The 14,990-nt window shown below is 69.9% G+C and carries 18 protein-coding genes; 14 read left to right on the top strand and 4 right to left on the bottom strand.

The features are described 5' to 3' along the window. Positions 1-57 precede the first annotated feature (57 nt). The 3 genes from HCX50_RS12180 to HCX50_RS12190 all read left to right on the top strand — a co-directional run bounded on the left by HCX50_RS12180 (position 58) and on the right by HCX50_RS12190 (position 3,402). A complete protein-coding gene (locus tag HCX50_RS12180; RefSeq protein WP_167634566.1) occupies positions 58-1,341 on the top strand; it encodes a M18 family aminopeptidase in 1,284 nt (427 codons plus the stop codon). 64 nt (positions 1,342-1,405) lie between these two features. Then, complete coding sequence (locus tag HCX50_RS12185) at positions 1,406-2,848, top strand: purine-cytosine permease family protein (protein WP_167634567.1); 1,443 nt, start codon at positions 1,406-1,408, stop codon at positions 2,846-2,848. Continuing rightward, the gene (locus HCX50_RS12190; RefSeq protein ID WP_167634568.1) at positions 2,845-3,402 is read left to right on the top strand and encodes an isochorismatase family protein; all 558 of its coding nucleotides are present in this window, start codon (positions 2,845-2,847) and stop codon (positions 3,400-3,402) included. Before HCX50_RS12185 ends, HCX50_RS12190 begins: the two co-directional genes overlap by 4 nt. 7 nt (positions 3,403-3,409) lie before the next feature. Here the strand turns inward: HCX50_RS12190 and HCX50_RS12195 are convergent, their stop codons facing one another. Next, positions 3,410-4,120 (bottom strand): MBL fold metallo-hydrolase, encoded by a 711-nt coding sequence (locus HCX50_RS12195; protein ID WP_167634569.1) that lies wholly within the window; start codon positions 4,118-4,120, stop codon positions 3,410-3,412. Between the two features lie 81 nt (positions 4,121-4,201). On the opposite strand from HCX50_RS12195, the gene HCX50_RS12200 reads away from it, so the two are divergent. The 6 genes from HCX50_RS12200 to HCX50_RS12225 all read left to right on the top strand — a co-directional run bounded on the left by HCX50_RS12200 (position 4,202) and on the right by HCX50_RS12225 (position 9,792). Further along, positions 4,202-4,726, top strand: a complete 525-nt coding sequence (locus HCX50_RS12200; protein ID WP_091027537.1) for a TetR/AcrR family transcriptional regulator — start codon at positions 4,202-4,204, stop codon at positions 4,724-4,726. Positions 4,727-4,790: 64 nt separating this feature from the next. After that, positions 4,791-5,846: an alpha/beta hydrolase gene (locus tag HCX50_RS12205; RefSeq protein WP_091027492.1), complete on the top strand. Its 1,056-nt coding sequence runs from the start codon at positions 4,791-4,793 to the stop codon at positions 5,844-5,846. Positions 5,847-5,917: 71 nt separating this feature from the next. Beyond that, positions 5,918-6,769, top strand: a complete 852-nt coding sequence (locus tag HCX50_RS12210; RefSeq protein ID WP_091027490.1) for a tryptophan 2,3-dioxygenase — start codon at positions 5,918-5,920, stop codon at positions 6,767-6,769. Further along, positions 6,769-7,722 carry a hydrolase gene (locus HCX50_RS12215; RefSeq protein WP_167634570.1) on the top strand — a complete coding sequence of 318 codons (954 nt, stop codon included), beginning with the start codon at positions 6,769-6,771 and terminating at the stop codon, positions 7,720-7,722. The genes HCX50_RS12210 and HCX50_RS12215 overlap by 1 nt, the downstream gene beginning before the upstream one ends. A gap of 2 nt (positions 7,723-7,724) precedes the next feature. Then, positions 7,725-8,963, top strand: coding sequence for a kynureninase (locus HCX50_RS12220; protein ID WP_091028398.1), 1,239 nt, complete (start codon positions 7,725-7,727; stop codon positions 8,961-8,963). Then, complete coding sequence (locus tag HCX50_RS12225) at positions 8,953-9,792, top strand: PaaX family transcriptional regulator C-terminal domain-containing protein (RefSeq protein ID WP_167634571.1); 840 nt, start codon at positions 8,953-8,955, stop codon at positions 9,790-9,792. The genes HCX50_RS12220 and HCX50_RS12225 overlap by 11 nt, the downstream gene beginning before the upstream one ends. On the opposite strand, the gene HCX50_RS12230 is transcribed toward HCX50_RS12225, so the two are convergent. Further along, complete coding sequence (locus tag HCX50_RS12230; protein WP_091028404.1) at positions 9,789-10,283, bottom strand: FBP domain-containing protein; 495 nt, start codon at positions 10,281-10,283, stop codon at positions 9,789-9,791. The genes HCX50_RS12225 and HCX50_RS12230 overlap by 4 nt on opposite strands. A gap of 295 nt (positions 10,284-10,578) precedes the next feature. Between HCX50_RS12230 and HCX50_RS12235 the strand changes: the two genes are divergently transcribed. Beyond that, positions 10,579-10,926: a hypothetical protein gene (locus HCX50_RS12235; protein WP_091028407.1), complete on the top strand. Its 348-nt coding sequence runs from the start codon at positions 10,579-10,581 to the stop codon at positions 10,924-10,926. Between the two features lie 40 nt (positions 10,927-10,966). Here HCX50_RS12235 and HCX50_RS12240 read toward each other — a convergent pair whose 3' ends face one another. After that, positions 10,967-11,368: a hypothetical protein gene (locus HCX50_RS12240; protein WP_167634572.1), complete on the bottom strand. Its 402-nt coding sequence runs from the start codon at positions 11,366-11,368 to the stop codon at positions 10,967-10,969. Positions 11,369-11,557: 189 nt separating this feature from the next. Between HCX50_RS12240 and HCX50_RS12245 the strand changes: the two genes are divergently transcribed. Continuing rightward, positions 11,558-11,767 (top strand): CsbD family protein, encoded by a 210-nt coding sequence (locus HCX50_RS12245; RefSeq protein WP_029261061.1) that lies wholly within the window; start codon positions 11,558-11,560, stop codon positions 11,765-11,767. Positions 11,768-11,845: 78 nt separating this feature from the next. Here HCX50_RS12245 and HCX50_RS12250 read toward each other — a convergent pair whose 3' ends face one another. Continuing rightward, positions 11,846-12,010, bottom strand: a complete 165-nt coding sequence (locus tag HCX50_RS12250) for a hypothetical protein (RefSeq protein WP_017201713.1) — start codon at positions 12,008-12,010, stop codon at positions 11,846-11,848. Positions 12,011-12,130: 120 nt separating this feature from the next. On the opposite strand from HCX50_RS12250, the gene HCX50_RS12255 reads away from it, so the two are divergent. Genes HCX50_RS12255 through HCX50_RS12265 form a run of 3 tightly spaced genes read left to right on the top strand, consistent with a single transcriptional unit; the run spans position 12,131 to position 14,989 of the window. After that, a complete protein-coding gene (locus HCX50_RS12255) occupies positions 12,131-12,397 on the top strand; it encodes a DUF7218 family protein (protein WP_167634573.1) in 267 nt (88 codons plus the stop codon). Positions 12,398-12,405: 8 nt separating this feature from the next. Beyond that, complete coding sequence (locus HCX50_RS12260; RefSeq protein ID WP_167634574.1) at positions 12,406-13,548, top strand: carboxylate-amine ligase; 1,143 nt, start codon at positions 12,406-12,408, stop codon at positions 13,546-13,548. Positions 13,549-13,591: 43 nt separating this feature from the next. Further along, positions 13,592-14,989, top strand: a complete 1,398-nt coding sequence (locus HCX50_RS12265) for an MFS transporter (protein WP_167634575.1) — start codon at positions 13,592-13,594, stop codon at positions 14,987-14,989. The last annotated feature ends 1 nt before the right edge of the window (position 14,990 follow it).

Here is a 14,990-nt window from a genome sequence, read left to right on the forward strand (position 1 = left end):
ACCCGCGCATCACCCCGGCTACGCTCGAAGGACCGCTCGTCTCCAGGAAGGCCCGCCATGCCCGTCACCCCGGTCGCACTCGCCCACGCCGAGGACCTCGCCGACTTCGTCGCCGCCTCGCCCTCGAGCTACCACGCGGCGGCGGAGGTCGCTCGACGGCTGGAAGCAGCCGGGTTCACGCCGCTGCGCGAGGAGGACCCCTGGCCGACCGAGGCGGGCGGCCGGCACGTCGTCGTGCGCGACGGCGCCGCGATCGCCTGGACCGTGCCGGCGGATGCCACCGCGACGACTCCCGTGCAGATCTTCGGTGCGCACACCGACTCCCCCGGCTTCAAGCTCAAGCCGCAGCCGACCACGGGTTCGCGCGGCTGGTTGCAGGCCGCCGTCGAGGTGTACGGCGGGCCGCTGCTGAACTCCTGGCTCGACCGTGAGCTGCGCCTCGCCGGACGCCTGGCGCTGGCGGACGGTCGCGTGGTGCTCGCCGACACCGGACCGCTGCTGCGCCTTCCGCAGCTCGCGATCCATCTCGACCGGGGCGTCAACAACGGACTGGCCCTCGACAAGCAGACCGAGACGCAGCCGGTGTGGGGACTCGGCGACCCGAGCGAAGCCGACATCCTCGCCGAGCTCGCCGCATCCGCCGATGTGTCGGCCGCCGACATCCGCGGCTACGACGTCGTGGTCGCCGACACCGCGCGCGGAGCCGTCTTCGGCAAGGACAGCGCGTTCTTCGCATCCGGCCGCCTCGACGACCTGGCCTCGGTGCACGCCGGAGTGGTCGCCCTCGAGGCGCACGACCCCGCAGCAGGCGGACCGATCGCCGTGCTGGCCGCCTTCGATCACGAAGAGCTGGGCTCCGCGTCGCGCTCCGGCGCCGCCGGCCCGTTCCTCGAAGACGTGCTCGAACGCGTGTACGCGGGTCTCGGCGCCGATGGGTCCGCACGCCGCCAGGCCTACGCCTCGTCGTGGTGCCTGTCGAGCGACGTCGGCCACTCGGTACACCCGAACTACGCCGCCAAGCACGACCCGGTGGTGCAGCCGGTGCTCGGCTCGGGCCCGATCCTGAAGATCAACGCGAACCAGCGGTATGCGACGGATGCCGTCGGCGCGGCATCCTGGGCGGCCTGGTGCGAGCGCGCCGGCGTGGCCGGCCAGGAGTTCGTGTCGAACAACGGCGTGCCCTGCGGATCGACGATCGGTCCGATCACCGCGACACGGCTCGGCATCCGCACGGTCGACGTCGGCATCCCGATCCTCTCGATGCACTCCGCACGCGAGCTCGCCGGGGTCTCGGACCTGCACGACCTCACGCGCACCGCGCAGTCATTCTTCGCGGGCTGAGCCGCGGGGCGATCCGCGCCGCGAAGTCCGCGCGGCGCCGTCCCGGCAGTGCCAGGATGTCAGCATGACGGACATCAAGCCGGCCCTGATCGAGCGTGCGGGCATCGAGATCATCCCCGAGTCCGAGCGGACCGCGAAGCCGCGCGACCTCTTCTGGCCCTGGTTCGCGGCGAACGTCTCCGTGTTCGGCATGTCGTACGGCTCATTCGTCCTGGGCTTCGGCATCTCGTTCTGGCAGGCGACGCTCGTCTCGGTCATCGGCATCGTGGTTTCTTTCCTGCTCTGCGGACTCATCGCGATCGCCGGCAAGCGCGGATCGGCGCCGACCATGGTGCTCTCGCGTGCGGCGTTCGGCGTGCACGGCCAGAAGGTGCCGGGCATCGTCTCGTGGCTGACCTCGATCGGGTGGGAGACGTTCCTCGCGATCATGGCGGTGCTCGCGACGGCCACCGTGATCACGCAGCTGGGCGGCGACGGCGACAGCATCGCGCTCAAGATCATCGCCACCGTGATCGTCGCGGCGCTGATCGTCACGGCATCCGTGCTCGGCTATCACACGATCATGAAGCTGCAGTCGGTGCTCACCTGGGTCACCGGCATCGTCACCGTGCTCTACATCATCCTCGCGGCGCCCAGCATCGACCTCGCCGCCGTCCTGGCCCGCCCCGACGGCGGCATCGGCCAGGTGATCGGCGCCCTGGTCATGGTGATGACCGGGTTCGGGCTCGGCTGGATCAACATCGCCGCCGACTGGTCGAGGTACCAGAAGCGCACGGCATCCGACGGGTCGATCGTCGCCTGGAACACCATCGGTGGATCGGTGGCCCCGGTGATCCTGGTCGTCTTCGGTGTGCTGCTCGCCGGTTCCGACGAAGAACTCTTCAACGCGGTGCAGTTCGACCCGATCGGTGCGCTCGCCTCGATCCTGCCGGTCTGGGTGCTCGTGCCGTTCCTGCTCACGGCTGTGCTCGCGCTCGTCTCCGGCGCGGTGCTCGGCATCTACTCCTCCGGGCTGACGCTGCTCAGCCTCGGCATCCGCATCCCGCGCCCCTCTGCCGCCGCGATCGACGGAGTGATCCTCACGATCGGCACCATCTATGTGGTGTTCTTCGCGACCGACTTCCTCGGGCCGTTCCAGAGCTTCCTGATCACGCTCGGCGTGCCCCTCGCCTCGTGGGCGGGCATCCTGATCGCCGACATCCTGCGCCGGAAGAAGGACTACGACGAGGAGGCGCTGTTCGACAGCCGCGGCCGCTACGGCGCCTGGGACTGGACCTCGATCGGCACCATGGTCGTGACGAGCGCGATCGGCTGGGGTCTGGTGCTCAACGGCTTCGCCGACGACGCCCCGTGGAACAACTGGCAGGGCTACCTGCTGTTCCTCGTCGGCGGACCCGACGGCGACTGGGCGTACGCGAACCTCGGAGTGTTCTTCGCGCTGGTGCTGTCGTTCGTCGTGACGTACTTCGCGCGGGCCGGCAAGATCCGGCGGCAGGAGAACGCGTGACCGCTCGGGCGCTCGACGACGCCTGGCTCGTGGTGATCGATCCGCAGGCGATCTTCGCCTCTGCGGACTCCGTCTGGGGCTCGCCGTTCTTCGCGGAGGTGATGCCGCGCATCCGCGAACTGGCCGATGCGTTCGGCGACCGGGTGCTGGTCACGCGGTGGATGCCGACCGCCGACCGGTCGACCTCGTGGGGCGACTACTTCGCCACCTGGCCCTTCGCCGACCAGCCGCCCGGCGATCCGCTTTTCGACCTCGTCCCTGAGGCTGCGGGGCTGTCGCCGCATCCGACGATCGACCTGCCGACGTTCGGCAAGTGGGGTCCCGAGATCGAGGCCGTCGTCGGTCGCGGCGCTCACGTCGTGCTGGCAGGTGTCTCGACCGACTGCTGCGTCATCTCGACGGCGCTGGCCGCGGCCGATGCCGGCACCCACGTCACGATCGCCGCGGACGCCTGCGCCGGGTCGACGGCTGAGAACCACGCGGCCGCCCTGCAGGTCATGGGGCTCTATCCGCCGCAGATCACGATCAGCGATACGGCGACCATTCTCGCCTGATGCGTCGTCAGGCCGAAGCGCGGACCGCAGCGGCGATGTCGGCGGGCGAGCCGTGCCAAGGAGCTCCGTGCCCCGGCAGCACCCAGGACGCCGAGAGGGAGCCGAGCCGGTCGAGCGAGGCGAGGGCCTCTGCCGGCTCGTCCGTGAATGGCGCAGGCTGCGCACCGGTGCGCCCGGTCAGCACGTGACGCGTGGTCAGCGCATCGCCGACGAAGACGGCATCCACGGCCGGGACGTGCACGGCGATGCTGCCCGGCGAGTGCCCCGGCATGCCGATCACGAGAGGGGCACCCGGCAGCTCGAGCACATCGCCGTCGGCGACCTCGATCACCTCGGCGACGTGGCGGGTGCGCAGCGCATTCTTGCGGATGCCGTAGGCGAAGAAGCCCAGCGTCGGGCCGACCCGGGCCGGCCCCATGGGCGTCTTCGGCTTCTCCCCCGTGCGCACCCGGTGGCTGTCGGCCGCGTGGATGAACACCGGGACGCCCGCCTCCTGCCGCAACCGCTCGGCGAACCCGATGTGGTCGCCGTCGCCGTGGGTCAGGACGAGGCCGCGGATATCGGAGAGCGGACGACCGATGTCGTCGAGCTCGCGCTGAAGGTCGTGCCAGTGCCCGGGGAGGCCCGCGTCGATCAGGGTGATGCCCTCGGGCAGGTCGACGAGGTACGCGGCGACGATGTCGTTGCCGATGCGGTGCAGGTGGGGTGCGAGCTTCATGGCGGATCCTCTCGGAATGTTTGCGATGGCTACGTTACGTAGCTATCATGGCTATTGTCAATAGCCATGCAGGAGGACGCGATGCCGACACCCGAACGCACATCCGTCGAGGAGATCGTCGCCGCGGGCCGCGAGATCCTCGAGGTCGCAGGACCCGCGGGCCTCACGATGCAGGCCGTCGCCGAACGCGTGGGCGTGCGCGCCCCGTCGCTGTACAAGCGGATCCGGGACCGAGACGCACTGCACGCCGCGGTGGCGACCGCGTCCATCGAGGCGCTCACGGCTCGGCTCGAGGCCGCGGGCGACGATCTCACCCCGCTCGCCCATGCCTACCGCTCGTTCGCCCACGCGCATCCGGAGGGCTTCCGGATCATGTTCACCGTCGCCGCGCCACACGATGCACTCGATCGCTCGGCCGCGCCGCTGATCCGTGCGACAGCTGCACTGGTCGGCGAGGACGACGCGCTCGATGCCGCCCGTCTCTTCACCGCCTGGGCGACGGGGTTCCTGCAGATGGAGCTCTCGGGCGCCTTCCGCCTGGGCGGCGACGTCGACCGTGCGTTCGAATACGGCCTGAGTCGACTCCTCGCCGGGCTGGCCGACTGACCTCCATCCGCCGGCGTTCGAATCGCGCCCCGGACTACTGGCACACTGATCGGTGGAGGGGTCCATGAGCATCGACGCGCACACCGAAGAACCCGCACGCCCGACGAAGGCCCGCAAGCCGTGGCATCGGACGAAGATCGCCCTCGGCATCATCGTCGCGGTGGTCGCCGTGGTCGCGATCGTCGGAACGATCACGCCCTGGCCGTCGGCCATGGTCATCCGCGCCGTGTTCACCCAGGGCGGCGAGGAGACGGCCGCCGAGATGGACAAGCACGTCCCCGACACGAAGCTGTCGGAGCAGAAGGATGTCGCCTACGGTGACGACGGCGCCGACACCACGATGGACGTCTTCCGCCCGGCATCCGCCGACGGCCCCCTGCCGACGGTCGTCTGGATCCACGGCGGCGCCTGGATCTCGGGGGCGAAGGAGAACGTCGACCCCTACATGCGCATCCTCGCCGCCGAGGGATACACGACCATCGCCGTGAACTACACGATCGGCCCGGAGGGCGTGTATCCGCTCGCCGTCCACCAGCTCGACGCGGCCCTCGCCTACATCGACGAGCACGCCGAGGAGCTGGGCGTCGACGCAGACCAGATCGTCCTCGCCGGCGACTCCGCCGGCGGACAGCTCGCCAGCCAGATGGCGACGCTGATCACCAGCAAGGACTACGCCGAGATCATGGGCATCACCCCGTCGCTCGCGCCCGACCAACTCGTCGCGACCGTGCTCAACTGCGGCGTGTACGACCTGTCGGCGCTCGCCCAGCTCGACGGGCTGGCCGGCTGGGGACTCAAGTCGGCCATGTGGGCATATTCGGGCACGAAGACCTGGGCGGAGGACTCCACCGGCGCCACGATGTCGACCATCGACTGGGTCACCGCCGACTTCCCCACGACCTACATCTCCGGCGGCAACGGCGACGGGCTCACGTGGCTGCAGTCGATCCCGATGGCCCAGCGCCTGGACGAACTCGGTGTCGACGTGACGACGCAGTTCTGGCCCGCTCCGCACGAGCCGCAGCTCCCGCACGAGTATCAGTTCCACCTCGACCTGCCGGATGCGCGGACCGCCCTGCAGAAGACGATCGACTTCCTGGACGCGAACACCACCCGCTGACGCGCCCCACCGGGAGTCGCACAGACATTTCACTTCTGTGACGATCGCCGCAGAAGTGATATGTTCGGCGCATGCACACCGAGAACGAACGCGCCCTCGAATCCGGGATCGTCACCGACCTGTCCGGGCGGATGACCTACGGGTCGTACCTGGCGCTGGACCAGCTGCTCACCGCGCAGCATCCGGTGAGCGAACCGCAGCACCACGACGAGATGCTGTTCATCATCCAGCACCAGACCACCGAGCTCTGGCTCAAGCAGCTGCTGCACGAGCTCTCCTCCGCCCGTGAGCTGCTCGCCCGCGACGACCTGCGCGAGGCCCTCAAGCGCATCGCCCGCGTCAAGCGCATCCAGGACGTGATGACGCAGCAGTGGTCGGTGCTCGCCACCCTGACCCCGACCGAGTACGCGCAGTTCCGTGGAGCGCTCGGCAACTCCTCGGGCTTCCAGTCCGTGCAGTACCGCGCGGTGGAGTTCGCCCTGGGGAACAAGAACGAGAAGATGCTGACCGTCTTCGCCGACCACCCCGCCAACCTCGCGCTGCTCACGGCCGAGTGGGAGAAGCCGACGCTGTACGACGAGTTCCTGCGCTTCGCCGCGCGTCGTGGACTGCCCATCCCGACCGCGATCCTCGAGCGCGACGTGCGCGAGCCCTACCGCGAGACGCCGGAGCTCGTACCCGCGATCCGCGAGATCTACCAGGACCCGAGCCGGTACTGGGACCTGTACGAGGCGTGCGAGGACCTGGTCGACCTCGAGGACAACTTCCAGTTCTGGCGGTTCCGGCACCTCAAGACGGTCGCGCGCACGATCGGCATGAAGGTCGGCACCGGCGGCTCCAGTGGTGTCGGCTTCCTGCAGCGCGCCCTGGATCTGACCTTCTTCCCCGAGCTCTACACCGTGCGCACCGAGATCGGTCGCTGATGCACGCCGCCACGTTCTTCGACGGGATCGGCTGGCGCGAGGGCGTCGTCGAACTCACCGACGGGCGCATGCGGCTGCAGGATGCGGTTCCGACCGCCGGGCTCCCCCGCCTCGACGGTGTCGTCGTCGGCGGGTTCACCGACCACCACGTGCACCTGCAGCTGGTGGAGCACGCCCGGCTGGCGGGGTCGCGCCTCGGCCGGGTGGTCGACCTCGGCGGGAATCCCGACGTGGTTCGGCGGCTCGCTGAGCACCACGTCCGTATCGAGTTCGCCGGCGCGTTCCTCACCGCGCCGGGCGGCTACCCGTCCGACCGCTCGTGGGCGCCGGCCGGGTCGGTGCGAGAGATCGCCGATGCGGATGCCGCCGCCGCAGCCGTGTCCGAGATGGCCGCGGCCGGAGCCTCGTGCATCAAGGTCACCAGCAACAGCACCGCCGGACCGGTGTTCTCGGACTCGCTCCTGCGCACCATCGTCGGGCTCGCTGCCGACCGCGGGCTCCTCGTCGTCGCACATGCCGAGGGCGCGGGCGAAGCGGAGCGGGTCGTCGGTCTCGGTGCCGCCCGACTCGCGCACGCGCCCTTCACCGAACGCCTCGACGATTCCGTGATCGAGCGGCAGGCGGCGAGTGCCTCCTGGATCTCGACCCTCGCGATCCACGACGGCCCCGAGCGCGAGGCCGCGATCGACAACGTCCGCCGCTTCCACGCGGCGGGCGGCACCGTGCTCTACGGCACCGACCTGGGCAACGGTCCGATGCCGGTCGACCTGAACCCGCGCGAGATCGCCGCCCTCCGCGAGGCCGGGCTCGACGACGCCGCCCTCTGGCGAGCACTCTCCTCGGTCGACCCGCTCGCCCCCCTCTCGACTCTCCTGCTCCTCCCCGGGGGCACCCCCGCGACCGCCGACCCGCTCGACGCCCGACCCCTCACCCCCGCCGACCTGAAGGTGTGACCATGACCGACCCCCGCGACACCGACCTGCTCGACGCCGCCCGCGCCCTCGACGCCGCCGACCCGCTGCGTGCCCACCTCGACGCGTTCGCCGAGGCGCCGGGTGTCACGGCCTACCTCGACGGCAACTCGCTCGGCCGCCCGCTGCGCGACATCCCGGAGAAGCTCGCCGCGTTCGTGCGGGAAGACTGGGGCACGCGGCTCATCCGCTCCTGGGACGAGCAGTGGATGGCGCTGCCGATGGAGCTCGGAGACCGCATCGGCCGGGTCGCGCTCGGCGCCGCGGCCGGCCAGACCGTCGTGGCCGACTCGACGAGCGTGCTGATCTACAAGCTCATGCGCGCCGCCGCAGCAGCCGACCCGGACCGCACCGAGCTCGTCATCGAGGCCGGCAACTTCCCCACCGATCGGTTCCTCGCCGAGGGCGTCGCGGCCGAGACCGGCATGACCCTGCGCTGGCTCGAACCCGATCCCGTGCACGGCGTGACCGTCGCCGACGTCGAGGCCGTCGTGTCGGAACGCACGGCCCTGGTCTCGCTGAGCCACGTCGACTACCGCTCCGGCGCCCTCGCGGACATGCCCGGCATCACCGCCGCAGCGCACGACGCGGGCGCGCTCATGATGTGGGACCTCTGCCACTCGGCCGGCGTGATTCCGATGCAGCTCGACGAGTGGGGCGTCGACCTGGCCGTCGGCTGCACCTACAAGTACCTCAACGGCGGACCGGGCTCCCCCGCGTTCGCCTACCTGCGTCACGGACTCCAGGGTGTGCTGCGTCAGCCGATCCAGGGCTGGTGGAGCGCGGCCGACATCTTCGCGATGGGGCCGGAGTACGTGCCGGCGGGCGACATCCGTCAGCTGCTGAGCGGCACCCCGCCGGTGACGTCGATGCTCGCGATGCAGGGGATGCTCGACCTCATCGAGCAGTCCACGATCGCCGGAGTCCGGGCGAAGTCGCAGTCGCTGACCGACCTCGCGGTGCGCGCATACGACGAGGTGCTCGCACCTCTCGGCGTGCGGCTGCTGAGCCCGCGCGACGCCGACCTCCGCGGCGGCCACGTGACGATCGGCCACCCGGACTTCCGCGAAGTCACGCGGCGGCTGTGGGCCGACGGCATCATCCCCGACTTCCGCTTCCCCGACGGCATCCGCCTCGGGCTCTCCCCACTGAGCACCTCGCACGTCGAGACGATCACGGGGGTCCTGGCCGTGCGCGACGCCCTGGAGTCCGGTGACTTCTGACCTCGCCGCCGCGCCCGTGCTCGATGACATCGACGCACGCCCCGGCAGTACCGCCTCGCTGCTGCGGACACTCGTCGGGGTGTTCCTGCGCCCGCTCGGCGGCTGGATCTCGGCGGCCGACCTCGTCGCGCTCGCGGGCGACCTCGGGATCGAGGCAGGCCCCGCCCGCACCGGCATCACACGTCTGAAGCAGAAGGGGCTCCTGCTCGCGGAGCGCGATGCCGGGATCGGCTATCGCCTCAACCCGGCCGCCGTCGGGATGCTCGAGCGCGGTGACCGCCGCATCTTCGAGATGCGCGAGATGACGGATGCCGACCCCTGGTGCCTGATCTCGTTCTCGATTCCCGAGAGCGCACGCAGCATCCGCCACCAGCTGCGCCGCCGCCTGCAGTGGATCGGCGCCGGCGTCGTGTCCCCCGCGCTGTGGATCTGTCCGGGGCACCTCCACGACGAGGTGGAGCAGATCCTCGAAGAGCTCGACGCCCGGAGTCGGGCGACCCTGTTCCAGGCATCCGCCCCCGCGCCGGCCGGCACGCTCGTCGAAGCTGCCGCGCAGTGGTGGGATCTCGCGGCCCTGCGCGCCGAGCACCTCGACTTCCAGGACCAGCTCACCGCGCTGCCTTCCGAGCCGTTCGCCGCGTACGTGCACTTGATCGACCGCTGGCGGGTGCTGCCCTACACCGACCCCGGGCTTCCGCCGTCGATGCTGCCGGCCGACTGGCCCGGACGACGCAGCTTCGAGGAGTTCGCGCGGCTCTCGGTTGAGCTGGCCGCTCCCGCCCGCGAGCACGTGCGCGCCCGGACGACCGGACGCGCACGCGTCGGCTAGGCCGTCGGCCCCGCCACCTCGGCGAGGAAGCCGGCGACGTGCTCCTGCAGACGCAGGATGCGCAGATCGCGCGCGAACTCGCGGTCGAAGCCCTGGTAGGCCAGCGGCGGGAGGATGCGCACGTTGCGGTTGCAGCCGAACTCGGCACACGTGAGCACGCCGACCGAGTCGCCCTTGCGTCCGGCAGCACCGGCCTTGCGTGCCACGAACAGCTGCACGTCGTTGCGGAGCGTGACGTCTTCGCACCAGGAGCACTGCGCCCGGGCGATCACGCGCTGCTCGGCGCGCTGCAGGAACACACCGACCGGGGCGTCGTCGACCCACGTGACGACGTACGCGCGGCGGGGCATCTTCGGATCCACCCAGCCGAGGAAGTCGAGCCGGTCGAAGTCGATCTCGGCGAAGCCGGGCGGGAGGGTCAGGTCGGAGACCTCCTTGCGGGAGGCATTGAGGAAGGAGGCGCGGATGCCGCGCTCGTCGATGGGACGCATGAGAGTGCTTTCAGGAGTGGTCGCCGCAGAGGGCGAGTCGATCGGATGAGGTGCCCGGGACGGATGCCGGGGTATGACGCAGCACCGGGGACGGGAGTTCCGCCTCCGGCCGGTCTTCAGCCTCTGCCTGCGGCGCGGAAGGCGCCTGCAGCTCCGCTCTGCGCCCGAGGGGCGCTCATCGACGACAGCACCCCGAGAGACTACACCCGTTTGTTTCACTCCGTGTCGGCCCGCCTGGCTCCGACCCGGAACCCGACTTAGTCTTTCCGGAACGTCGATCCTGAAGGAGACCACCGTGTCCACGCCGCTGAACCGCCTTTCGCCCCTCCCGGTGCGTGAGCGTGCAGCGTGCATGTGCAGCCACGGCGACCGGTGCTCCTCGTTCGCACCCGGCCACGCGCTGCATCTGATCCAGGCGCGCATCGCCTCGGCGACGCCCGCGGGGTGGGTCGACGCGCTGGTCGTGACGACGGATGCCGTCGCCGGCGACCTCGTCGTGCGCACACTGGACGGCGAGGTCCACGAGCTGTGGAACGGATCCGGCGCGGCGCTCGAAGCAGCACCGGGCACACCGGTCGCACTGCATGCCCGCTACGGCGTACTCGCCGTCGGGCGCACGCAGTTCAACGTCGCCACCGTCTGACGCGGCCCGTCACCGACGGGCCGTCGAGAGCGATCGCCCGTCAGGCGCTCGCCATCATCATGTCTTTCATGGCCATGCAGGCATCCATGCACGCCTGGCACGCCTGAGCGCACATGCGGCACACGTCGCTGTCGTCGGCATGCCGCATGCACTCGTCCATGCAGACCTGGCACATCGCGATGCACGCGTTGAGCATGGCCATCATCGAGGCCGGCGTCATGCCCTGCATCCGCATCATCGAGCGCATCATGGTGTTCGCCATGTCGGCGCAGTTCATGCACGCCGGCGAACAGTCCATCATCTGCGTCGAGCACACCGTGCACGCCTGCTCGCACGCGGCACACGCATCCATGCACGCCTGCATGACGGACATGTCCATCATGCCCATGTCGGGCATCGACTCCATGTTCTTCGACATGGCGCCCATCATCATCGAGTCCATCGCTCACCGCTTCCTTCGAGGTCCGCGGGCAGGACCACCCGCCTGGCGCCAGGCTAGTCCCTCGGGGACCCCGCGTCGATGGGGCGGAACGCTGACATGAGCGAGCCGGATTGTCAATCCCGTGGCCCGTTCCGCGCCCGCGTGGAAAGGTCGGCATCAATCGAATCCGCCCTAGGAGAGGAGCAGAACATGAGTGCTGCAGATGACGTCAAGAACGCCGCCGAGAAGGCCGCAGGAAAGGTCAAAGAGGGCGTCGGCAAGCTCACCGACAACGAGCGTCTCGAGGCCGAGGGCCAGGCAGATCAGGTCAAGGCATCGACCAAGCAGGCCGGTCAGAACGTGAAGGACGCCGCCGAGAAGACCGGCGACAGCGTGCGCGACGCGTTCGACAAGAAGTAGGACGAGAGTCGCCCGGAAACGGCAAAGAGGTGGGGCCCGCCATCGGGCGGGCCCCACCTCTTCGGGATCAGACCTCGGTCAGACCTTGCGGCTGCCGCTGATCGCTCGGATCAACCAGGCGATCACAGCGATCGCGAGGAGGACGAGTCCGACCCACAGGAGGAACTGGAGCGACTGCACCAGTCCTCCGGTGATCGCGAGGATCACTGCGACGACGATGACGATGATCAGGAGGATGTTCATCGGTCTTTCCCTTCTTTCGGGGCGCGAACGCCCGACTGCGGTGACACCACGCTAGCTCTCAGGAGCCATCTTCCAGAGGGGGTTGACTTCCACCCTCCGAGTGCGCGAAAGGATGAGCCCATGCCAGGACGACGGAACAATTCGCTCAAGGACCCCGAGCTGTACGAAGAGCTCAGGGACGACGGGGCGTCCAAGGAGAAGGCGGCGCGCATCTCGAACGCGGCCGCGAAGGAAGGCCGCAGCGCCGTCGGTCGCCGTGGCGGAGAACACGGCGACTACGACGACTGGACCGTTCCGGAGCTGCGCAAACGCGCGAAGGAACTGGGACTCACCGGCTACAGCCACAAGCGGAAGTCCGAGTTGATCTCCGCCCTCAGGAATCACTGAGGCCGGGGATGACCCGCTTCGGCATCGAGGAGGAGTTCCTCTTCCTCGATGAGCACTCGTTGGTGCCCGTGGCTCTGGCCTCCGGCACGCGCGAGCGCATCACGCGGCTCCGCACCGGCGGCGAGGTCACGAAGGAGTATCTGACCTCGCAGATCGAGTGCCTCACCGAGCCCGTCTCGACCGGCGCGGATGCCGAGGCACAGCTGCGACACCTGCGCGAGCTGATCGGCTGGCATGCGCAGGAGCAGCAGGCGATCGCGGCCTCGTCGGGAACGCCGTTCGCCACGACGCGCTCCTCCGGCGTCTCCCCGTCCCCGCACTACGACGTGGTGGCCGAGCAGCTCGGCCATCTCACCCACGATCACGAGGTCAACGGCCTGCACGTGCACGTCGAGGTGCTCGACGACGAAGAGCGGGTGCGCGCACTCGACCGGGTGCGCGGCTGGTTGCCGGTGCTGCTGGCCCTCACCGGGAACAGCCCGTTCGTGGAGGGCCGCGACACCTCCTTCGCCAGCTGGCGCAGCATCCTGATCCGTCGTCTGCCCGGCTCGTGGAGCCCGCCGCACTTCCGCGATCTCACCGACTACCGCTCGGGGGTGCAGCGACTCATCGATCTGCGGGCCATCGCCGATGCCGCGTCGCTCTCCTGGGCGGTGCGCATCTCGGAGCGCTACCCGACGGTCGAGGTGCGGGTCTTCGACGCGCAGTTGACTCCGGAGGAATCGGTGCTCGCCGCGCTGCTCAGCCGCGCGATCGTGCTGACCGACGACCAGCCTCCCGCCGCGATCGGCGCGGATGTGATCGACGCGTCGCTGTGGACCGCTGCTCGCCGCGGCATGGACGCGCGCGTGATCGACCCGACGACCGGGGAGATCGACGACGCGCGGACCGTCGCCGAGCGGATGCAGGCCGTGATCGCCCCGGCGCTTCGTGAACTCGGTGACGAGGAGTGGGTGCACGACGGGCTCAACCGGCTGCGCACCGACGGCACCGGCGCCACTCGGCAGCGCCGCAGCGTCGAGCAGGACGGGACGGCCGGGCTCGCGCGACTCCTCCGCGCCGGAACGCCGGCACCTCACCCGGCACCAGCTGCGCCTCGACCCGATCCGCACGGGGAACGACAGGAGCCCGCGCCCGCGCCCGCAGCCTGACCGCCGCCGCCCGGGTGTCCACCGCCGGGAGTAATGTCGGCCTGTGGCCTCCTCCTTCGCCCCTCTCCAGCGGCTCGTGATCTCGATCGCCGTGCTCGCCTCGTTCGTGACGTTCCTCGACGGCACCGTCGTGAACGTCGCCCTGCCCGCGATCAGCCGCGAACTCGGCGGCGGCATCACCACTCAGCAGTGGGTGGTCGACGCGTACCTGATCACGCTGAGCGCGCTGATCCTGCTCGCCGGATCGGTGTCCGACGCCTACGGCCGCGTGCTGGTGATGCGCATCGGCCTGATCGCGTTCGGAATCGCCTCCATCGCGGTGGCCGCGGCCTTCGATCCGCTCATGCTGATCATCGCCCGGGCCGCGCAGGGTGCGGCCGGCGCGCTGCTGGTGCCGAGCTCGCTCGCGCTCATCACCGCGACCATGCGCGCCGACGTGCAGTCCCGGGCGATCGGTGTGTGGACCGCCTTCACGACCGGAGCCCAGCTCGTCGGCCCGCTGCTCGGCGGCCTGTTCGTCGACTACCTGTCCTGGCGCTTCGTCTTCCTCATCAACGTGATCCCCATCGGCATCACCCTGCTGCTGCTCGCCCGCCTGAAGCTTCCGGAGCACCCGCGCGGCATCAAGGTCGACTGGTGGAGCGGTGCGCTGTGCGCGCTCGGCCTCGGCGCAGTGGTGTTCGCCCTGATCGAGCAGCCCAACATGGGGTGGCAGTCCCCGGCGATCTGGATCCCCGCCGTCGTGGGCGCTGCCCTGTTCGCCCTGTTCCTGTGGCGTCAGCAGCACTCGGCCTCGCCGCTCATGCCGCTGTGGCTGTTCCGGGTGCGCGACTTCGGCTGGGGCAACCTCGCCACCCTCTTCGTGTACGCGGCGCTGTCGCTCAACGGCTTCGTCGTCGGCGTGTACTTGCAGCAGGGCGCGGGTCTCAGCGCCACGGCGGCCGGGCTCGCGAGCCTCCCGATGACGATCCTGATGATCCTGATCTCCTCCCGCGCGGGACAATGGGCCGGCCGGTGGGGGCCACGGATCTTCATGACCATCGGTCCGCTGATCATGGCGGTCGGCGCACTCATGCTGCTGCTCGTCGGAGACGACTTCGACTACTGGTGGCAGGTGCTGCCCGCGATGATCGTGATGGGTCTCGGCCTCTCGCTCACCGTGGCGCCGCTGACCGCGGCGATCCTCGGGGCGATCGATGAGAACCACTCCGGCATCGCCTCGGCGGTGAACAACGCGATCTCCCGCGTCGCCGGTCTGCTCGTCGTCGCGATGCTCTCGACGATCGTCGGCGGCACGCTCGACCTCGACGGGTTCCACAATGCGGCCTGGGTCACGGCGGCGTTGCTCGTCGTGGGCGGCGTGGTGTCGTGGATCGGCATCCGCCGCAACCCGGCCGAACCGGCACCGGCCGACGTCGCCGCGTCCGGCGCCCCGCAGTGAC

Origin of the sequence: Microbacterium sp. B19(2022) (genome assembly GCF_012030385.1) — a bacterium.
GTDB classification, from domain to species: Bacteria; Actinomycetota; Actinomycetes; order Actinomycetales; family Microbacteriaceae; genus Microbacterium; species Microbacterium oxydans_B.

Bases quoted from the DNA above. Each gene is read 5' to 3' on its own strand.
- HCX50_RS12180 (WP_167634566.1), top strand. From the start codon at position 58: ATGCCCGTCACCCCGGTCGCACTCGCCCACGCCGAGGACCTCGCCGAC.
- HCX50_RS12185 (WP_167634567.1), top strand. From the start codon at position 1,406: ATGACGGACATCAAGCCGGCCCTGATCGAGCGTGCGGGCATCGAGATC.
- HCX50_RS12195 (WP_167634569.1), bottom strand. From the start codon at position 4,120: ATGAAGCTCGCACCCCACCTGCACCGCATCGGCAACGACATCGTCGCC.
- HCX50_RS12200 (WP_091027537.1), top strand. From the start codon at position 4,202: ATGCCGACACCCGAACGCACATCCGTCGAGGAGATCGTCGCCGCGGGC.
- HCX50_RS12205 (WP_091027492.1), top strand. From the start codon at position 4,791: ATGAGCATCGACGCGCACACCGAAGAACCCGCACGCCCGACGAAGGCC.
- HCX50_RS12210 (WP_091027490.1), top strand. From the start codon at position 5,918: ATGCACACCGAGAACGAACGCGCCCTCGAATCCGGGATCGTCACCGAC.
- HCX50_RS12215 (WP_167634570.1), top strand. From the start codon at position 6,769: ATGCACGCCGCCACGTTCTTCGACGGGATCGGCTGGCGCGAGGGCGTC.
- HCX50_RS12220 (WP_091028398.1), top strand. From the start codon at position 7,725: ATGACCGACCCCCGCGACACCGACCTGCTCGACGCCGCCCGCGCCCTC.
- HCX50_RS12230 (WP_091028404.1), bottom strand. From the start codon at position 10,283: ATGCGTCCCATCGACGAGCGCGGCATCCGCGCCTCCTTCCTCAATGCC.
- HCX50_RS12240 (WP_167634572.1), bottom strand. From the start codon at position 11,368: ATGGACTCGATGATGATGGGCGCCATGTCGAAGAACATGGAGTCGATG.
- HCX50_RS12245 (WP_029261061.1), top strand. From the start codon at position 11,558: ATGAGTGCTGCAGATGACGTCAAGAACGCCGCCGAGAAGGCCGCAGGA.
- HCX50_RS12250 (WP_017201713.1), bottom strand. From the start codon at position 12,010: ATGAACATCCTCCTGATCATCGTCATCGTCGTCGCAGTGATCCTCGCG.
- HCX50_RS12255 (WP_167634573.1), top strand. From the start codon at position 12,131: ATGCCAGGACGACGGAACAATTCGCTCAAGGACCCCGAGCTGTACGAA.
- HCX50_RS12260 (WP_167634574.1), top strand. From the start codon at position 12,406: ATGACCCGCTTCGGCATCGAGGAGGAGTTCCTCTTCCTCGATGAGCAC.